Here is a 17,204-nt window from a genome sequence, read left to right on the forward strand (position 1 = left end):
TTTTAAGGCGAAGCCCCGTTAGCTAGACCAGTAATGCAGCCATTAACTGCGGAGCTCAATTCAATATAAATAATTATTACATCTTAACGCACACTGTTTTCATAATCTTCAAACAATATTCCACAGTAAAAACATAAAAATATATTAATTATTAATACCGATAAAATCCGTTACCTGTTCCTCAATCGTCCTCAATTACCTCTTATTTTTGACCACGACTTGTTGGTTGCTAAAGCTTGTTCTAGGCTCTATTAGTGGTTTTATTAACTAAACACATGACCATTATCTGCATAAATGACTAATGAAATGACAGGTTCTGATATTCTTTTTCACTATCACATCAGTCTTGTTCATTATCAATTACGGAGCTTATAAATGAATAATATTAATCTATTCAAGAAAATATTGATCATGTTTATCACGAGCTTGGCGCTACTGCCACAGTTGGTTCTCGCCATGCAAATTTCTATTGTTACGCTCACGGGAACAAATCATGCGTTGACCGTGAATCCAACCGACAGCATTACTGCCGTCAAAGAAAAGTTCGCTGATAAACAAGGCATCCCCGTTGATCAACAAAAATTATTTTTTAATAACAATCAATTAGAAAACAGCAAAACGCTTACAGATTACGGTATTGGGGACGGTAGCAAGCTAAAATTAGAATTGAGGTTGAAAGCAGGTTAACCCACAATAATTGATACTTCCCCAATAAAAAAGGCGCTGGCTGAGCAGCGCCTTTGCATTATTAACGAACTACTTAATGCGTTGGTGCATTTCCTGCACCGATGTTACCTGCTCGGTTGGGTCGGCTTTCAATGCCATTGCGGTAGCAAAGCCGCCATTCAGGGTGGTGTCGTAGTGCACTTTATATTGCAGAGCGCTGCGGCGAATGAGTTTGGAATCCTCAATGGCCTGACGCCCGGCCGTCGTATTGACGATGTAAGTGTACTCACCATTCTTGATACGGTCCTGAATGTGTGGACGACCTTCATGTACCTTGTTGACCAAGCGCGGATTAATCCCTGCTTCGCCCAACACCACTGCCGTGCCGTGGGTCGCATCCAGTTCAAAGCCTTGCTTCAACAGGCTAGCGGCCAAATCCACCACCCGCGCTTTGTCGCCTTCACGTACTGACAATAGCGCTCGCCCCTGTTTCTTCATCCCAGAGTTACTGCCAAGCATCGCTTTGGAGAACGCTTCCGCGAAGGTGCGCCCCACGCCCATCACTTCACCGGTAGAGCGCATTTCTGGCCCCAAAATCGGGTCAACGCCAGGGAATTTGTTGAACGGCAGCACCACCTCTTTGACCGAATAATAAGGTGGGATCACCTCTTCCGTTACCCCTTGTTCAGCCAAGGTTTTACCGGCCATGACGCGCGCGGCCACCTTCGCCAACGGCACACCGGTGGCTTTAGAGACGAACGGTACGGTGCGTGCGGCGCGCGGGTTAACTTCAATCAGGTAAACTTCGTTGTCCTTAACCGCAAACTGCACGTTCATCAACCCGCGCACTTGCAGCTCGAAAGCCAGTTTTTCTACCTGTTGACGCATCACATCCTGGATTTCTTTGCTCAGCGTATACGCAGGCAATGAGCACGCGGAGTCGCCAGAGTGCACGCCCGCCTGTTCGATGTGTTCCATGATGCCGCCAATCAACACGCGCTCACCATCACAGATGGCATCGACGTCCACTTCCACCGCATCATCCAGGAAACGATCCAGCAACACGGGCGCATCGTTAGACACGCTCACCGCATTCTGGAAGTAACGGCGCAGGTCGATTTCGTCGTAGACGATTTCCATCGCGCGGCCACCCAGCACATAAGAAGGACGTACCACTAACGGATAGCCGATACTGGCAGCCTTCTCCACCGCCTGTTCAATCGCCGTCACGGTGGCGTTCGCCGGCTGTTTCAAGCCCAGACGGTTAACCGCCTGCTGGAAACGCTCACGGTCTTCAGCACGGTCGATAGCATCCGGGCTGGTGCCGATAATCGGTACGCCTGCTGCTTCCAGCTCACGCGCCAGTTTCAGCGGCGTCTGACCACCGTACTGCACGATGACGCCCTTCGGCTGTTCGATGCGCACGATTTCCAGCACGTCTTCCAGCGTAACCGGCTCGAAGTAGAGGCGGTCAGAGGTATCGTAATCGGTAGAGACGGTCTCCGGGTTACAGTTAACCATAATGGTTTCGTAACCGTCTTCGCGCAGCGCCAAGGAAGCGTGCACGCAGCAGTAGTCAAACTCGATGCCTTGGCCGATGCGGTTCGGGCCACCGCCCAGCACCATGACTTTCGGGCGATCGTGAGTCGGGTTAGATTCGCACTCTTCTTCATAAGTGGAATACATGTAGGCGGTATCGGTGGAGAACTCGGCCGCACAGGTATCCACACGTTTGTAAACCGGGTGTAAGCCGTAACCGTGACGCAATTTCCGCACCGCGCTTTCCGCGACACCGGCCAGTTTTGCCAAACGCGCATCGGCAAAGCCTTTACGTTTCAAGGTACGCAGGAATTCCGGCGTTAAGCCGTTGATACCAGTCGCTGCGACCTGCTCTTCCAAGCGCACCAGCTCTTCAATCTGCACCAAGAACCAGCGGTCAATGTTGGTCAGGTTGAAGACGCCATCAACTGACAAGCCAGCACGGAAGGCATCTGCGATATACCAGATACGATCAGAACCGGCATCTTTCAATTCGCGGCGGATTTTGGTCAACGCCTCAGGATCGTCCAGGCTCACTTTCGGATCGAAGCCGGTTGCGCCCACTTCCAAGCCACGCAATGCTTTCTGCAAGGATTCTTGTTGGGTACGGCCAATCGCCATCACTTCGCCGACCGATTTCATTTGGGTCGTCAGGCGGTCATTGGAACCGACGAATTTCTCAAAGTTGAAGCGAGGAATTTTAGTCACGACGTAGTCGATGGACGGTTCGAAGGAGGCAGGAGTACGGCCACCGGTGATGTCATTCATCAGTTCGTCGAGGGTATAACCCACCGCCAGTTTGGCCGCGATTTTAGCAATCGGGAAGCCGGTCGCTTTCGATGCCAACGCCGAGGAGCGTGACACGCGCGGGTTCATTTCGATGACAATCAAACGGCCAGTTTTCGGGTTAACCGAAAACTGTACGTTAGAACCGCCGGTTTCCACGCCGATTTCGCGCAATACCGCCATCGAGGCGTTACGCATGATTTGGTATTCTTTGTCGGTCAGCGTTTGTGCTGGTGCAACCGTGATCGAGTCGCCGGTGTGAATACCCATGGCATCAAAGTTTTCAATGGAGCAAACAATGATGCAGTTGTCGTTCTTATCGCGCACCACCTCCATCTCGTACTCTTTCCAACCGATCAGTGATTCATCAATCAGCAGTTCGTTGGTTGGCGACAGATCCAGACCGCGTTCGCAAATTTCTTCGAACTCTTCGCGGTTGTAGGCGATACCGCCACCGGTGCCGCCCATGGTAAAGGACGGACGGATGATGCACGGGAAACCGACGTCGGCCGCCACGGCCAGCGCTTCTTCCATATTATGTGCAATGCCGGAACGTGCAGTATCTAAACCAATTTTCTTCATGGCGACGTCAAAACGACGACGGTCTTCGGCTTTATCGATGGCATCGGCTGTCGCACCGATCATGGTCACACCAAACTCCGCCAATACGCCTTGACGTTCTAGCTCCAGCGCACAGTTCAGCGCCGTCTGCCCCCCCATGGTCGGTAATACCGCGTCTGGGCGCTCTTTTTCGATGATTTTGCGTACCACTTCCCAGTGAATCGGCTCGATGTAGGTGGCATCGGCCATTTCTGGGTCGGTCATGATGGTTGCCGGGTTCGAGTTAACCAAAATAACGCGGTAACCCTCTTCACGCAGCGCCTTACACGCCTGTGCTCCCGAGTAATCGAATTCACATGCCTGGCCGATAACAATCGGGCCAGCGCCGAGGATCAGGATGCTTTTTATATCTGTACGTTTTGGCATGGCTATTATGGCTCCTGATTATTTGGCGTTGGAACGGTAAGTCTCAATCAGTTCGATGAAGTGATCGAACAACGGTGCTGCATCGTGCGGGCCTGGGCTGGCTTCCGGGTGGCCTTGGAAGCTGAACGCTGCCTTATCAGTGCGATGAATACCCTGCACCGTGTGGTCGAACAGTGACTTGTGAGTTACGCGCAGCGTCGCAGGCAAGTTATTTTCGTCAACGGCAAAACCGTGGTTTTGCGCAGTGATCATCACCGTGTTGTTATCCAGGTCTTTTACTGGATGGTTGCCGCCGTGATGGCCGAGTTTCATCTTCACCGTTTGCGCGCCGCTGGCTAGCGCCAACAGTTGGTGACCCAAGCAAATGCCAAAGATCGGAATGTCGGTTTCAAGGAACTGTTGGATAGCGGCAATAGCATAATCACATGGCTCAGGATCGCCCGGTCCGTTAGATAAAAAGATGCCATCAGGATTCATTTTCAACACCTCGTCAGCCGAGGTCTGCGCCGGTACCACCGTCAAGCGGCAACCGCGATCCACCAGCATCCGCAGGATGTTGCGCTTTGCGCCGAAGTCATAGGCCACGACGTGGAACGGCAGCTCGGATTCTGCTTTAGCTGCTGGCAGCTCATCTTCCAGCGTCCAGCTCCCTTGCTGCCAAGGGTAAGCTTCTTGGGTGGTGACTTCTTTTGCCAGATCCATACCTTTCAAACCAGGGAAAGCCTTCGCTCTTTCCAGTGCCAATGCGGCATCCGGCGCGTCACCGGCAATAATGCAGCCGTTCTGTGCGCCTTTTTCACGCAGCAGACGCGTCAGTTTGCGGGTGTCAATATCCGCAATCGCCACAATATTGTTGCGCTTGAGGTAGTCGGATAGGTTTTCTTCACTGCGGTAATTACTGGCAATCAGGGGAAGGTCGCGAATAACCAGACCTTGAGCGTGAACAGCGGAGGATTCTGCGTCGGAAGTATTGGTGCCGACATTGCCGATATGAGGATAAGTAAGAGTAACGATCTGGCGGGAGTAGGAAGGATCAGTGAGGATTTCTTGATAGCCGGTCATCGACGTATTGAAGACCACTTCCCCCACTGCCGTACCTTCTGCCCCGATGGCCCGACCGTGGAATTGGGTTCCGTCTTCCAGAACCAATAGCGCTGACTTAATCAAAACACCCTCCGAGGAATAATAAATCACAATATTTGCATATTAATTCAGATAACACGATCTAAATCAATGCAAAAACCGCCCTCAAGGCTAATTTTTGGCAAATTGGGCGCATTTTAATGATGCGAGCCTAGATTGTCTACTCCAACCGCCATTTTTTATCTTATTTTTGCTGTTTTCGTGGTTTTATCACCGCATCAGCCACGAAAACACATGCAAACTTGAGTTTGTAAACGGTTGCGAGAAATTATGACAGCAAAACCATGTCCCACAGAGATTAAAAGGGCGAGAAAAAGTATCGAGGGTGAATAAATGATGATAAAACGGTAGTTAATGCAGAAAAACAACAGTAATTAATAAAAATTAATCGAAATACCCATTTATCATGTTAAAAAAATAGAGTGATAAAATATCACCCTACTTTTCAAAAAGTTAAATTAAAATAAAACACATTATCCGAATAAAGATCAATCACAACTCATCTAAATTTAGCACATCTCGCATATCAAATAGGCCATTTTGATGGTTAGCAAGCCAATTAGCCGCCCGCACCGCACCATTCGCAAATGTCATGCGACTTGACGCTTTATGCGTAATTTCTACCCGCTCACCGATGTCGGCAAACATCGCGGTGTGCTCACCGACAATATCACCCGCACGAATGGTGGCAAAACCAATACTGTGCGGTTCACGCTCTCCGGTGTAACCTTCACGTGCATACACCGCGCACTGTTTCAAATCACGCCCTAATGCATCAGCGATCGCCTCCCCCATGGCCAAGGCAGTGCCTGATGGCGCATCTACTTTATGCCGATGATGTGCTTCAACGATTTCAATATCGGTGTAGTCGCCCATCACTTTGGCGGCTTTTTCCAGCAGTTTTAGCACCACGTTAACGCCAACGCTAAAATTAGCCGCGAAAACGATGCCAATCTGTTTGGCCGCTTCACGAATTGCCGCTTTACCGGCATCGTCAAAGCCGGTAGTACCAATCACCATGGCTTTGTTATGCGCCACGCAAAATGCCAAATGCGCCAGCGTACCTTCCGGACGGGTGAAATCGATAAGAATATCAAAGTCATCTACCACGTTATCGAGGCTGTCACTAACCTTGATACCTAATGCCCCCACGCCCGCCAGCTCACCCGCATCAGTATTTACCAGGCTCGAACCTGGGCGCTCTAAGGCAGCCCCGAGCACCACGCCTTGCGCCTGCTGGACAGCCTGAATCAATTGACGCCCCATACGGCCACCGGAACCCGCAATCGCGATACGGATTTGTGAATCAGTCATTGTTCTCTCTCTCTTTTGTGATTTGACGTCTATCTCACCGACCCAGCATCATTGGATTTCTCATCAAGAGCGTCAATGTATAACCAATGGATCGGGTATCGATTCGAACCACGTTCTTGCAAGCTCATACCGTGAACAGCCAGAATGATATGTATTAGCCTGATAAACTAACCATTCGGCTGCGTCAACGGCGCCAGCACCGTCGATTTTACGGACATATCGTTTCAGGGTAACTGCCCTGCCTTATCACCACCAGTGGATTTAAATCATGATAAGAAAATAATGATATCGCCGCCTTTTTATCAGTAACACTATCAATCGAATACCATTCAACCTTGGCTGCTGTAGGCGTTGATGGTACATAATCATGCAGTTTCTATTGCGGATAATAGCCCCATATGATGGCATTGGACGAATCCTCGGCGTTTCTACTGCCTTTACCATTTGGCCGTGACGGATAAAGCACACAGACCGCGGAACCCTAATATGGGGCGTTTTACCAACCGATGAATGTAAAAACGGGGAGCCTAGGCTCCCCGTTATTGCTAATGATACCACAGCGGTCAATCGACCTGCTTAATATCCACACGCAGCTCTTTAGGCACTTCGAACACGATGTTCTCTTCACGCCCGCTGATTTCCTGCACGTCTTTACCACCCAGGGCTTTTAAGCGACTGATCACATCCTGCACCAGCACATCTGGCGCGGAAGCGCCGGCTGTCACACCGACATTAACCGCATTCTTGAGCCACTGCTCTTGAATATCCGCTGCGGAATCAATCAGATAAGCGGGTTTTCCGACGCGCTGCGCCAACTCTGCTAAGCGGTTGGAGTTGGACGAGTTCTTCGATCCCACCACCAACACCACATCAGCATCCCCCGCCAGATTGCGCACCGCCTCTTGGCGGTTGGTGGTGGCGTAGCAGATGTCATCCTTGCGTGGACCGATAATTTTCGGGAAGCGTTGGCGCAAGGCGTCAATCACATCCGAGGTATCATCTACCGATAGCGTAGTTTGTGTCATAAAGCACAGGTTGTTCTCATTCTTCACCTGTAGCTTCCAAACGTCCTCCGGCGACTCGACCAGATACATTCCCCCTTCCGGGTTGCTGTACTGCCCCATGGTGCCTTCAACTTCTGGGTGACCCGCATGGCCGATGAGAATAGCTTCGGTGCCTTTACGGCTTGCCCGCGCCACTTCCATGTGCACTTTCGTGACCAGTGGGCATGTGGCATCAAACAGCATGGTCAAGTCACGCGCTTTCGCTTCAGCACGCACCGCCTGAGAGACACCATGGGCCGAAAAGATCAGAATCGAACCGTCCGGCACTTCTGAAATTTCTTCAATAAACACCGCACCGCGCGCACGCAAGCTGTCTACGACGTAGCGGTTATGTACGACTTCGTGACGAACATAGATCGGCGCACCATAAATCTCCAAGGCACGTTCAACAATGCTGATCGCGCGATCAACCCCCGCGCAAAAGCCGCGTGGGTTAGCCAGCAATATTTGCATGCGTTTCCTCCTGCTGCGGATCGATCTCCAATACCTCAATATCGAAGGTGATCGGATGCCCTGCCAGCGGATGATTAAAGTCAACGGTTACCGATTCTTCCGCTACCTCACGCACCACACCCGGCATTTCACTGCCGTCGATCGCGCTAAACAGCATAATCGTACCCACATCGGGTACACCGGTTTCCGCAAAATCACGGCGCAGGAAATACTGGATCAAATCAGGATTATTCGCACCAAAAGCGTCTTCCGGCTGTAGTGTGAAGGTACATTTATCGCCAGGATGCCGCCCTATTAGCTGCTGCTCCAGCGGCGCTGACAGGCTACCGTCGCCCAAACGAAACAGCGCCGGTTTACCGTTGCCACGGGTGGATTCGGCGGTTGAACCGTCTTCCAAGGTCAGCGTGAAGTGAACCAGCACTGCGCTGTTGGGTTGTACCTGAGCCGTCATGTTACTCACCTTGTTGCTCATCTTTATCACGTGTTGTTCGTTTGCTGGCTGGCAAAAAACCCTCCAGCACGATCATCGCCGCCCCGACACAGATGAAGCTATCTGCAAGGTTGAACGTCGGGTAATGCCAATTGCCGATGTAAAAATCAATAAAGTCGACCACGAAGCCATGCCACAGACGATCGAACAAATTGCCAAGCGCCCCGCCGATAATAAATGCGTAGGCGATGTTATTCAGCTTTTGCCGCGCGTGGCTGCGGTACATCATCACCAGTAATACCGCGACGATGGCAATGGCAATGCCTGCGAAGAACCAGCGCTGCCAGCCACCATGATCGGCCAGGAAGCTGAACGCGGCACCGTAGTTACGCGCATAATACAGGTTAAACGAAGGGATCAATGGCTGGGACTGGCCCAGCACAAAATGACTCAAGATCCACTGTTTGCTGGCCAAGTCCAACACCAGTACCACCAAAACTAACCACAGCCAACGCAGGCCGGTCGAACAGATCGGTTTATTCATCAGGCGCTTATTCATTAAGCGTATTTACGCTTTTCGCCGTCGCCGGCGACGTTGGTTACACAGCGGCCACACAGATCTGCGTGCTCCGCCACCTTGCCGATGTCGGTAGTGAAATGCCAACAACGTGGGCACTTCTGGCCTTCAGCGCTGCTGAACGCGATTTTCAAGCCTTTCAGCGCTTCACTTTGCTGCGCGTCATTAGGCGCATCGGCCAGCGGTGCAACCCGGGCAGCAGAGGTCAGCAGCACGAAACGCAGTTCATCTTGCAGGCTGTTCAGGTCTGCCGCTAAGGCATCATCGGCATACAGCGTCACCGCAGCCTCTAATGAACCGCCAAGGCGTTTGTCTGCACGCGCTTGTTCCAGCACCTTATTCACTTCACCGCGGACTTTCAGCAGCTCAGCCCAGAAAGCATCGTTCATGCTTTCGCCTTCGGCCAAACCGAACAGGCCGTCGTACCACTCTTCGGTGAACACGTACTGCGCACGTTTGCCCGGCAAGAAGCCCCAGATTTCATCGGCCGTGAAGGACATAATCGGTGCCATCCAGCGAACCAAGGCTTCCGCGATGTGGAACAGGGCGGTCTGGCAACTGCGGCGCGCACGGCTTTCACTTTGCGCGGTGTACTGACGATCTTTGATGATGTCCAGATAGAACGACCCCATCTCAACCGAGCAGAACTGCATCAGACGTTGTACAACCTCATGGAAATCGTAGTTGGCATAAGCCTGTTCGATATCCTGCTGCGCTGCCTGCGCGCGACCGACGGCCCAGCGATCCAGTACCACCATGTCTTCCGGTGCCACGCAGTCGGTACTTGGATCAAACCCGCTCAAGTTTGCCAGCAGGAAGCGCGCGGTGTTACGAATACGGCGATAAGAGTCCGCTGCACGCTTCAAGATTTCGTCAGACACCGCGATCTCGCCGGTATAGTCGGTCGAGGCCACCCACAGGCGCAGAATGTCGCCACCCAGTTTATTCATCACATCTTGAGGGCTGATGGTGTTGCCAATCGACTTGGACATCTTGCGGCCCTGACCGTCAACGGTGAAACCGTGAGTCAGCACTTCTTTGTAAGGCGCCTTGCCCTTCATCGCGGTGGAAATCATCAACGATGACATGAACCATCCACGGTGTTGGTCAGAACCTTCCAAATACATATCCGCGCCGTGGCCTTGGAACTCAGGGCGAACGTCAACCACCGAAGCGTGAGTTGAACCCGAGTCAAACCATACGTCCAGCGTATCAGGGACTTTCACGTAATCGGCGGCTTCAGCGCCCAAGATATCTGCTGGCTCCAGATCCCACCACGCTTGAATGCCGTCTAGCTCTACGCGCTTGGCGACCTCTTCGATCAGTTCAACGCTGCGTGGATGCAGTTGCTCAGTGTCTTTGTGCACGAACAGCGACATCGGCACACCCCAAGTACGCTGGCGTGAGATACACCAGTCCGGGCGATTCGCTACCATGGTTTCGATACGCGCCTGGCCCCAATCAGGGATCCACTGAACGCCTTTGATCTCTTCCAGCGACTGCTGACGCAAGCCTTTTTGATCCATGCTGATGAACCACTGCGGCGTGGCGCGGAAGATGATCGGCGTTTTGTGTCGCCAGCAGCACGGATAGCTGTGCAACAGCTTCTCAACGTGCAGCAATGCGCCTTGCTCACGCAACAGCTCAACAATCAGATCGTTAGCCTTAAAGACAAACTTACCGTCCAGCGACGGATAGGTGCCCGGCAGATAGCAGCCATTCGGGCCAACCGGGTTGGCGATCTCCAGACCGTATTTCTGGCTGATAACGAAGTCGTCCGGGCCGTGGCCACCGGCGGTATGCACCGCCCCCGTACCCGCATCCAGCGTGACGTGGTCGCCCATGATCGCCGGCACGTCGAAGCCCATAAACGGATGTTGGAAGCGCAACAGTTCCAGATCGGCACCTTTGCAGTCACTCAACACTTGCCAACTGGTGATACCCGCGCGCTTCATGACGCTTTCCACCAACTCAGCCGCCAGGATCAGACACTGGCCATCTACCTGTACCAGTTGATAACTAAACTCCGGGTGTAGCGAGATAGCGCGGTTAGCCGGTAGAGTCCACGGCGTCGTGGTCCAGATCACCAATGAGATTGGGCCCTCAACGCTGCTAACGCCAAACTTGGCGACAACGGCAGCCGGATCGACCGCATGGAACGCGACGTCGATCGACGGAGAGGTTTTGTCGTAATATTCCACTTCCGCTTCCGCCAGCGAAGAACCACAGTCGGTGCACCAGTGAACCGGCTTCGCGCCTTTCAACAGGTGGCCGTTGCTGATGATTTTGCCCAGCGCACGGATGATGTTGGCTTCGGTTTTAAAGTCCATGGTCAGGTATGGGTGATCCCAATCCCCCAGCACGCCCAAGCGGATGAAGTCTTTTTTCTGACCTTCAACCTGTTCAGCGGCATATTCCCGGCACTTTTGACGGAACTCGGCCGCCGTAAGCTTTTCGCCCGGCTTGCCGTACAGCTGTTCGACTTTCAGTTCGATAGGCAGACCGTGGCAGTCCCAGCCCGGCACATACGGCGAATCGAAACCCGACATCCCTTTCGACTTGATAATAATGTCTTTAAGAATCTTGTTAACCGAGTGACCAATGTGAATGTTGCCGTTCGCATACGGAGGGCCGTCATGCAAAATGAAGGATTTTTTGCCCTTTTTGGCAGCACGAATAATCCCGTACAGATCCTGTTCATACCAACGTTGCAGCATGCCAGGTTCGCGCTTGGCGAGATCGCCGCGCATCGGGAACCCTGTTTCCGGCAAGTTCAGGGTGTTCTTATAGTCACTCATGAGATTCTCGTTTCCGTTTCGGCTAGATACCCGTCATATTCCAAGCGTCGTCATAGCTGGCCGCACACCCCAACCTCACTTGCTCACGCAGGTTGGTCTGGATGCACACGCTTACCGCCGTCATACGCTTAAATTATTCAGGTCGAGCAATTAAACCGGTGTCTTGAGCCCAAAAAACGTTCGGGCCGCCACCACATCATTGGCGATTTGCTGCTTCAGCGCATCGAGCGAAGCAAAACGCTGTTCATTGCGCAATTTTGCGCGGAGCACCACGTCAATATGGCGTCCATAAAGATCTATTGTCACATCCAACAGATGCACTTCGAGCTGCTGACGCACGCCAGCAACGGTTGGGCGAGTGCCGATATTGGCCACGCCCGGCAGCGGTTGCGGCCCCAGGCCATACACATCCACTGCATACACCCCTTTTACCGGGGCAACTAGGCGCTTAAGCGGCACGTTCGCCGTTGGGAAACCAATAGTGCGCCCCAACGCGTCGCCGTGTACTACACGCCCGGAAATACTGTACGGATGCCCGAGCAGCTTTTCTGCCAACGCCAAGTTATCATCACGCAGCGCATTGCGAATCGCGGTACTGCTGATGCGCTTATCCCCTTCACGGAAGGTCGGCGTACTGATGATCTCAAAACCGTATTCTTCGCCCGCCTGTTGCAACAGCGAAAAATCGCCCAGGCGACTGGCGCCAAAGCGAAAATCATCCCCGACCATCAAGAACTTCACCCCCAGCTTTTCCACCAGCAGTTCGGCAACAAATACCTGTGCGGTGTGGGCGGCAAAGCGAGGATCAAACTTGACGCACAGTAGATAGTCAACGCCGGCCTGAGCCAGATACTTGGCCTTGTCACGTAAACGCGTGAGCCGAGCTGGCGCTTTATCCGCTGCAAACAGTTCCAGCGGTTGCGGCTCAAAGATCATGACGACCACCGGCAACCCAAGACGTTTGCCTTTTTGTTTCAACTGCTCCAACAGCGCCTTATGACCACGGTGTACGCCGTCAAAATTGCCGATGGTGAGCACACAACCATGGTGGCGTGCCCGGATATTGTGAATGCCGCGAATTAGCTCCATAGCTGGCTCAAAACAGTGGAAATCGGCGGATTATACCTTGTACAGCGATTAAGGTTAACCCGCGATTGCATCCTTGGATAGAATAGTCACACCATACCGGAGTAAAGTCGCGGGAGAAATGCCTAAACCACAGTTTCTCTGACGTAAAAGCCCGGAGAAACACCCCGCCGCACTGGCTTACTGCCATAGTCTGGCAACGTAGGGTGAATTTTCTCGCGAAATACTGTATTCCCACGGCCGAAGCTGGTAAAATCCTGCGCCATCACAACGTAGCAAGTGCCGCCCGTACAAACGGCGCTTATTTGCACAAATCCATTGACAAACGAAGGCTAAAAGGGCATATTCCTCGGCCTTTGAATTGTCCTCAATAGAATATATTTGGGAGTTGGACCTTGGCTAATATCAAATCAGCTAAGAAACGCGCCGTACAGTCTGAGAAACGCCGCAAGCATAACGCTAGCCGTCGCTCAATGGTGCGTACCTTCATTAAGAAGGTTGACGCGGCTATCGCAGCTGGCGACAAAGAAGCAGCACAAAACGCATTCACCGTAATGCAACCACTTGTGGATCGCCAGGCTGCTAAAGGCCTGATCCACAAAAACAAAGCAGCGCGTCATAAGTCAAACTTGTCTGCGCGTATCAACGCAATGCAATAAGCATTATGTTGTCTGCTTGTTAAAAAAACCGGCCTTGGCCGGTTTTTTTACGTCTGCGACTTAGGCTCAGAACGCAAACAGGTTGGAGAAATCCTTATTGCATACCCGCTGTACCGCCGGATGTTGAATCATACGCTCGGCAAAAATAATGTAATACTCTTCCTGTACGCTATCGATACGCCCAATCTCAACCACGTCATCATCGTTATAGGTATCTTGTGCATACAAGGTTGGCGCAACAAAGATTGCATTGTGATACATGCCAAAAGCTTTCATCAACGCGGCATCGTCAAACTCCCCGAGAATTTCAACCTGAATACCTTGCGTATTAAACCAGTTAAGCAATTGACGCCCCAGCATGGAACGCCGCCCTGGGATCAACAGTTTTCGCTGTTCCAAACACGCTGGGAACGGTAGCTCAGGTGCAGGTTGGCGACAGAAAAAACTGATTCCGCATTCGCCCAACTTTAACGAGAACAACCCCTCCTGCTGACTGGAGTCGACCGGGCAATCCGAGATAATCATATCCAGCTTGTGCTGGCTCAGTTGCTCCAGCAACATTTCATGCGTCGATTCAAAACAGCGCAGGTGAATTTGTTCATGATCGACCACCGCCGTCTCTAGCACCTGGCTAACCAGACGTTTAGACAGCGCATCAGCGACGCCAACGTCAAACAACAGATTCGATTCTTTGCGGTAGTTGACGATATCCAGCATTTCCTGGCTGAGCATAAACATCTTGTCTGCATAGCGGAACACCAGTTGCCCTAGCTCAGAAGGCACCAATCCACGCCCCTGACGTTTGAACAATTTGCCGTCCAACCGCTCTTCCAACGCTTTAATCTGGCCGGTAATGGTTTGTGGCGTCAGAAAGAGCGCCTCTGCCGCGCCGACGACTGACCCCTCTTTGCAGACCTGCCAAAAGTAATAGAGATGATTAAAGTTGATGTGCGACATTCTCACGCGGTGTTCTCCATACGTTCCGCTGTAGCAAACTGTCTGCCGTATTACACGACAAACTCCCTTTTTAGGCTCGGCAACAAGCAATAATGCCTATCGCAAACAAAGCGGCCGAAGCTGCCAGTGTATTCCCGCAACGCCGGCCAACCTTTGTCATAAATAGCCCTGAAAGGGGATAACTATACGGGTTACCTTACCCGTGGCAACGTTAGACGCAACAGGCAATATCCCGCCAACGCCGCCGCCGTCGACCCCAGCAAAATCCCCAAACGGGAATAGGTACTAAGAGCCACCATCGTCTCACTGAAGGCCAAAGAGGCAATAAAGATCGACATGGTAAAACCGATACCACACAGAACCGAAACGGCAAACACATGTTTAAAGTTGATGCCTTCCGGTAGGCGAGCAATGCCCATTTTTACGGCAACCCAGCTAAAGGTAAAGATACCCAGTGGTTTACCAATAAACAAACCGGCGGCGATACCCATCGGCAACAGAGAGATTAACCCATTGATCGACACACCTTCCAAGGATACACCGGCATTAGCAAAAGCAAACAGCGGCAGGATCAGGAATGCGACCCACGGATGCATCTCATGCTCTAATGTCTCCGAAGGCGATGGGCCTTTCTTGGCGTTAAGCGGGATCATAAAGCCAACAATGACCCCAGCTAAGGTCGCATGTACACCTGACTTTAAGACTGCTACCCACAACACCAAACCGACAATCATATAAAGAGATGTTTTGCCAACGCCGCGCCAGTTTAAGAATGCCAGCACCGCAACGGCTGCTGCCGCTACACCTAACGCCGCCATTGACACTTCGTGCGTGTAGAACAAGGCAATAATCACGATCACGCCCAAATCATCAATGATGGCGAGGGCCAGTAAAAATACTTTCAAACTGGTTGGTACACGGTTGCCCAACAGCGCCATCACACCGAGGGCAAAAGCGATATCCGTTGCGGCCGGGATCGCCCAACCTTGACGCGTCACTTCATCCGCACCGTTAAACAACAGATAGACTGCGGCAGGTATCAACATACCGCCCAATGCGGCAACCGCCGGGAAGATCGCTTTATCACGCCCAGCCAACGAGCCCTGCATCAGCTCACGTTTCACTTCTAGCCCAACGACTAAGAAGAAAATAGCCATCAACCCATCATTGATCCATAGCAGCAACGGTTTATCAATTTCCAGCGCTGAAATTTTCACCATCACAGGTAAATCAAGGAACGCTTGATAAACGCCCTGCGCGGGGGTATTAGCCATCACCAATGCAATAATGGCCGCCACGATAAGAATCACACCGCCAGCCGCTTCCTGACGTAAAAATTGGCGAATAATATTAGTCACTCAGTTCACTCCCGATCGTAACGTCGCGCTTCAACTGCGCTTTCCAGACAATAGATTGAGTATAGTCTGCCTAACAATTCGAGAAAATAAGTTTATAAGTGCACTATAAATCGTTATTAACGAATAATTTCAATTTAAAATCACATTTTCATACAAGAACTAGCGAATCATTGAAAAAAAACCCCGGGTTTTAAACCGGGGCTACGTTACTGTTGGTAAACGGACAATGCCAATTAGCGCGTCAGATCGTCAAAGAACTTTTTCACGCCGTCGAAGAAGCTTTTAGAACGTGGGCTGTTCTTGTCACCAGACGGGCCACCCAGGCTCTCTTCCAGCTCTTTCAGCAACTGTTTCTGCTTCTCGTTCAGCTTGACTGGGGTTTCAACGACTACGCGGCACAGCAGATCGCCTTGGCTACCACCACGTACGGATTTAACCCCTCTGCCACGCATACGGAACAATTTGCCCGTTTGGGTTTCAGCCGGAATCTTCAAATTCACGCGGCCATCCAACGTAGGGACTTCGATCTCCCCTCCCAGCGCTGCCATGGCAAAGTTGATCGGCACTTCACAGTACAGGTTATTGCCTTCACGCTCAAAAATTGGGTGGGCTTTGACCTCAACCTGAACATACAGATCGCCAGCAGGTGCACCGTGCTCACCTGCTTCACCTTCACCGGCGAGACGAATGCGGTCACCGGTATCCACGCCAGCGGGGATTTTCACCGACAGCGTTTTAGATTTTTCTACCCGACCGTGGCCATGGCACTTGTTGCAAGGATCTTTGATAATCTTGCCGCGGCCATGACAGTGCGGACATGCCTGCTGAACGGTGAAGAAACCTTGGCGCATTTGCACCTGGCCCTGGCCGTGACAGGTTGGACACGTCACCGGCGAACTTCCGGCTTTCGCACCGCTACCGTGGCAGCTGTCGCACTCTTCCAGCGTTGGGATACGGATTTCTTTAGTCACGCCACGAACTGCCTCTTCGAGGGTCAGCTCCATGTTGTAACGCAGATCCGATCCACGGCTAGCACGCTGACGACGGCCGCCCCCAAAGATATCGCCAAATACATCACCAAAGATGTCGCTGAAATCGGCACCGCCGCCGCCGAAGCCACCGCCGCCACCCATGCCGCCCTGCTCAAACGCGGCGTGACCATATTGATCATACGCGGCGCGTTTTTGATCGTCGGTGAGGATCTCGTAGGCTTCTTTAACCTCTTTGAATTTGGTTTCGGCGTCTTGTTCCTGATTTCGGTCCGGATGGTACTTCATCGCCAGGCGTTTGTAGGCCTTTTTGATTTCACGCTCATCCGCCGATTTGGAGACGCCAAGAACCTCGTAATAGTCTCTCTTCGCCATTATTTTGCTAACCCTTAACATGC

General features: G+C 52.0%; 13 protein-coding genes. 2 read left to right on the forward strand and 11 right to left on the reverse strand.

The genetic code is table 11. The features are described from left to right. The first annotated feature begins 375 nt into the window (after positions 1–375). Positions 376–687 carry a ubiquitin-like protein gene (locus tag ACQKDS_RS00760; RefSeq protein ID WP_399664741.1) on the forward strand — a complete coding sequence of 104 codons (312 nt, stop codon included), beginning with the start codon at positions 376–378 and terminating at the stop codon, positions 685–687. 69 nt (positions 688–756) lie between these two features. Here ACQKDS_RS00760 and carB read toward each other — a convergent pair whose 3' ends face one another. From carB to ribF, 8 genes are all read right to left on the reverse strand, one after another. After that, entirely contained in the window at positions 757–3,978 is a 3,222-nt protein-coding gene (gene carB / locus ACQKDS_RS00765; RefSeq protein ID WP_399664739.1) for a carbamoyl-phosphate synthase large subunit, read from the reverse strand. Between the two features lie 18 nt (positions 3,979–3,996). Further along, positions 3,997–5,145, reverse strand: coding sequence for a glutamine-hydrolyzing carbamoyl-phosphate synthase small subunit (carA, locus tag ACQKDS_RS00770; protein ID WP_399664737.1), 1,149 nt, complete (start codon positions 5,143–5,145; stop codon positions 3,997–3,999). A gap of 468 nt (positions 5,146–5,613) precedes the next feature. Then, positions 5,614–6,435, reverse strand: coding sequence for a 4-hydroxy-tetrahydrodipicolinate reductase (dapB, locus tag ACQKDS_RS00775; RefSeq protein WP_399664735.1), 822 nt, complete (start codon positions 6,433–6,435; stop codon positions 5,614–5,616). A gap of 563 nt (positions 6,436–6,998) precedes the next feature. Then, a complete protein-coding gene (gene ispH, locus ACQKDS_RS00780) occupies positions 6,999–7,952 on the reverse strand; it encodes a 4-hydroxy-3-methylbut-2-enyl diphosphate reductase (RefSeq protein ID WP_399664732.1) in 954 nt (317 codons plus the stop codon). Then, positions 7,933–8,403: an FKBP-type peptidyl-prolyl cis-trans isomerase gene (gene fkpB, locus ACQKDS_RS00785; RefSeq protein WP_399664729.1), complete on the reverse strand. Its 471-nt coding sequence runs from the start codon at positions 8,401–8,403 to the stop codon at positions 7,933–7,935. The genes ispH and fkpB overlap by 20 nt, the downstream gene beginning before the upstream one ends. A 1-nt stretch (position 8,404) precedes the next feature. Next, positions 8,405–8,926 carry a signal peptidase II gene (gene lspA, locus ACQKDS_RS00790; protein WP_399664726.1) on the reverse strand — a complete coding sequence of 174 codons (522 nt, stop codon included), beginning with the start codon at positions 8,924–8,926 and terminating at the stop codon, positions 8,405–8,407. 14 nt (positions 8,927–8,940) lie between these two features. Then, entirely contained in the window at positions 8,941–11,757 is a 2,817-nt protein-coding gene (gene ileS / locus ACQKDS_RS00795) for an isoleucine--tRNA ligase (protein WP_399664723.1), read from the reverse strand. Between the two features lie 150 nt (positions 11,758–11,907). Next, complete coding sequence (gene ribF / locus ACQKDS_RS00800) at positions 11,908–12,846, reverse strand: bifunctional riboflavin kinase/FAD synthetase (protein WP_399664720.1); 939 nt, start codon at positions 12,844–12,846, stop codon at positions 11,908–11,910. Between the two features lie 392 nt (positions 12,847–13,238). Here ribF and rpsT point away from each other — a divergent pair, with 392 nt between their 5' ends. Beyond that, entirely contained in the window at positions 13,239–13,502 is a 264-nt protein-coding gene (gene rpsT, locus ACQKDS_RS00805) for a 30S ribosomal protein S20 (RefSeq protein WP_039991180.1), read from the forward strand. Positions 13,503–13,568: 66 nt separating this feature from the next. Here the strand turns inward: rpsT and nhaR are convergent, their stop codons facing one another. The 3 genes from nhaR to dnaJ all read right to left on the reverse strand — a co-directional run bounded on the left by nhaR (position 13,569) and on the right by dnaJ (position 17,181). Then, the gene (nhaR, locus tag ACQKDS_RS00810; RefSeq protein WP_399664716.1) at positions 13,569–14,465 is read right to left on the reverse strand and encodes a transcriptional activator NhaR; all 897 of its coding nucleotides are present in this window, start codon (positions 14,463–14,465) and stop codon (positions 13,569–13,571) included. A gap of 185 nt (positions 14,466–14,650) precedes the next feature. Continuing rightward, positions 14,651–15,817 (reverse strand): Na+/H+ antiporter NhaA, encoded by a 1,167-nt coding sequence (nhaA, locus tag ACQKDS_RS00815; protein WP_399664713.1) that lies wholly within the window; start codon positions 15,815–15,817, stop codon positions 14,651–14,653. 233 nt (positions 15,818–16,050) lie between these two features. Then, positions 16,051–17,181 (reverse strand): molecular chaperone DnaJ, encoded by a 1,131-nt coding sequence (gene dnaJ / locus ACQKDS_RS00820; protein WP_399664709.1) that lies wholly within the window; start codon positions 17,179–17,181, stop codon positions 16,051–16,053. Positions 17,182–17,204 lie beyond the last annotated feature (23 nt).

This window comes from Serratia sp. NPDC078593, assembly GCF_050268245.1.
In the GTDB taxonomy this organism is placed as follows: Bacteria; Pseudomonadota; Gammaproteobacteria; order Enterobacterales; family Enterobacteriaceae; genus JBNNGK01.

Bases quoted from the DNA above. Each gene is read 5' to 3' on its own strand.
- lspA (WP_399664726.1), bottom strand. From the start codon at position 8,926: ATGAATAAACCGATCTGTTCGACCGGCCTGCGTTGGCTGTGGTTAGTT.
- dapB (WP_399664735.1), bottom strand. From the start codon at position 6,435: ATGACTGATTCACAAATCCGTATCGCGATTGCGGGTTCCGGTGGCCGT.
- ileS (WP_399664723.1), bottom strand. From the start codon at position 11,757: ATGAGTGACTATAAGAACACCCTGAACTTGCCGGAAACAGGGTTCCCG.
- fkpB (WP_399664729.1), bottom strand. From the start codon at position 8,403: ATGACGGCTCAGGTACAACCCAACAGCGCAGTGCTGGTTCACTTCACG.
- ACQKDS_RS00760 (WP_399664741.1), top strand. From the start codon at position 376: ATGAATAATATTAATCTATTCAAGAAAATATTGATCATGTTTATCACG.
- dnaJ (WP_399664709.1), bottom strand. From the start codon at position 17,181: ATGGCGAAGAGAGACTATTACGAGGTTCTTGGCGTCTCCAAATCGGCG.
- carB (WP_399664739.1), bottom strand. From the start codon at position 3,978: ATGCCAAAACGTACAGATATAAAAAGCATCCTGATCCTCGGCGCTGGC.
- ribF (WP_399664720.1), bottom strand. From the start codon at position 12,846: ATGGAGCTAATTCGCGGCATTCACAATATCCGGGCACGCCACCATGGT.
- ispH (WP_399664732.1), bottom strand. From the start codon at position 7,952: ATGCAAATATTGCTGGCTAACCCACGCGGCTTTTGCGCGGGGGTTGAT.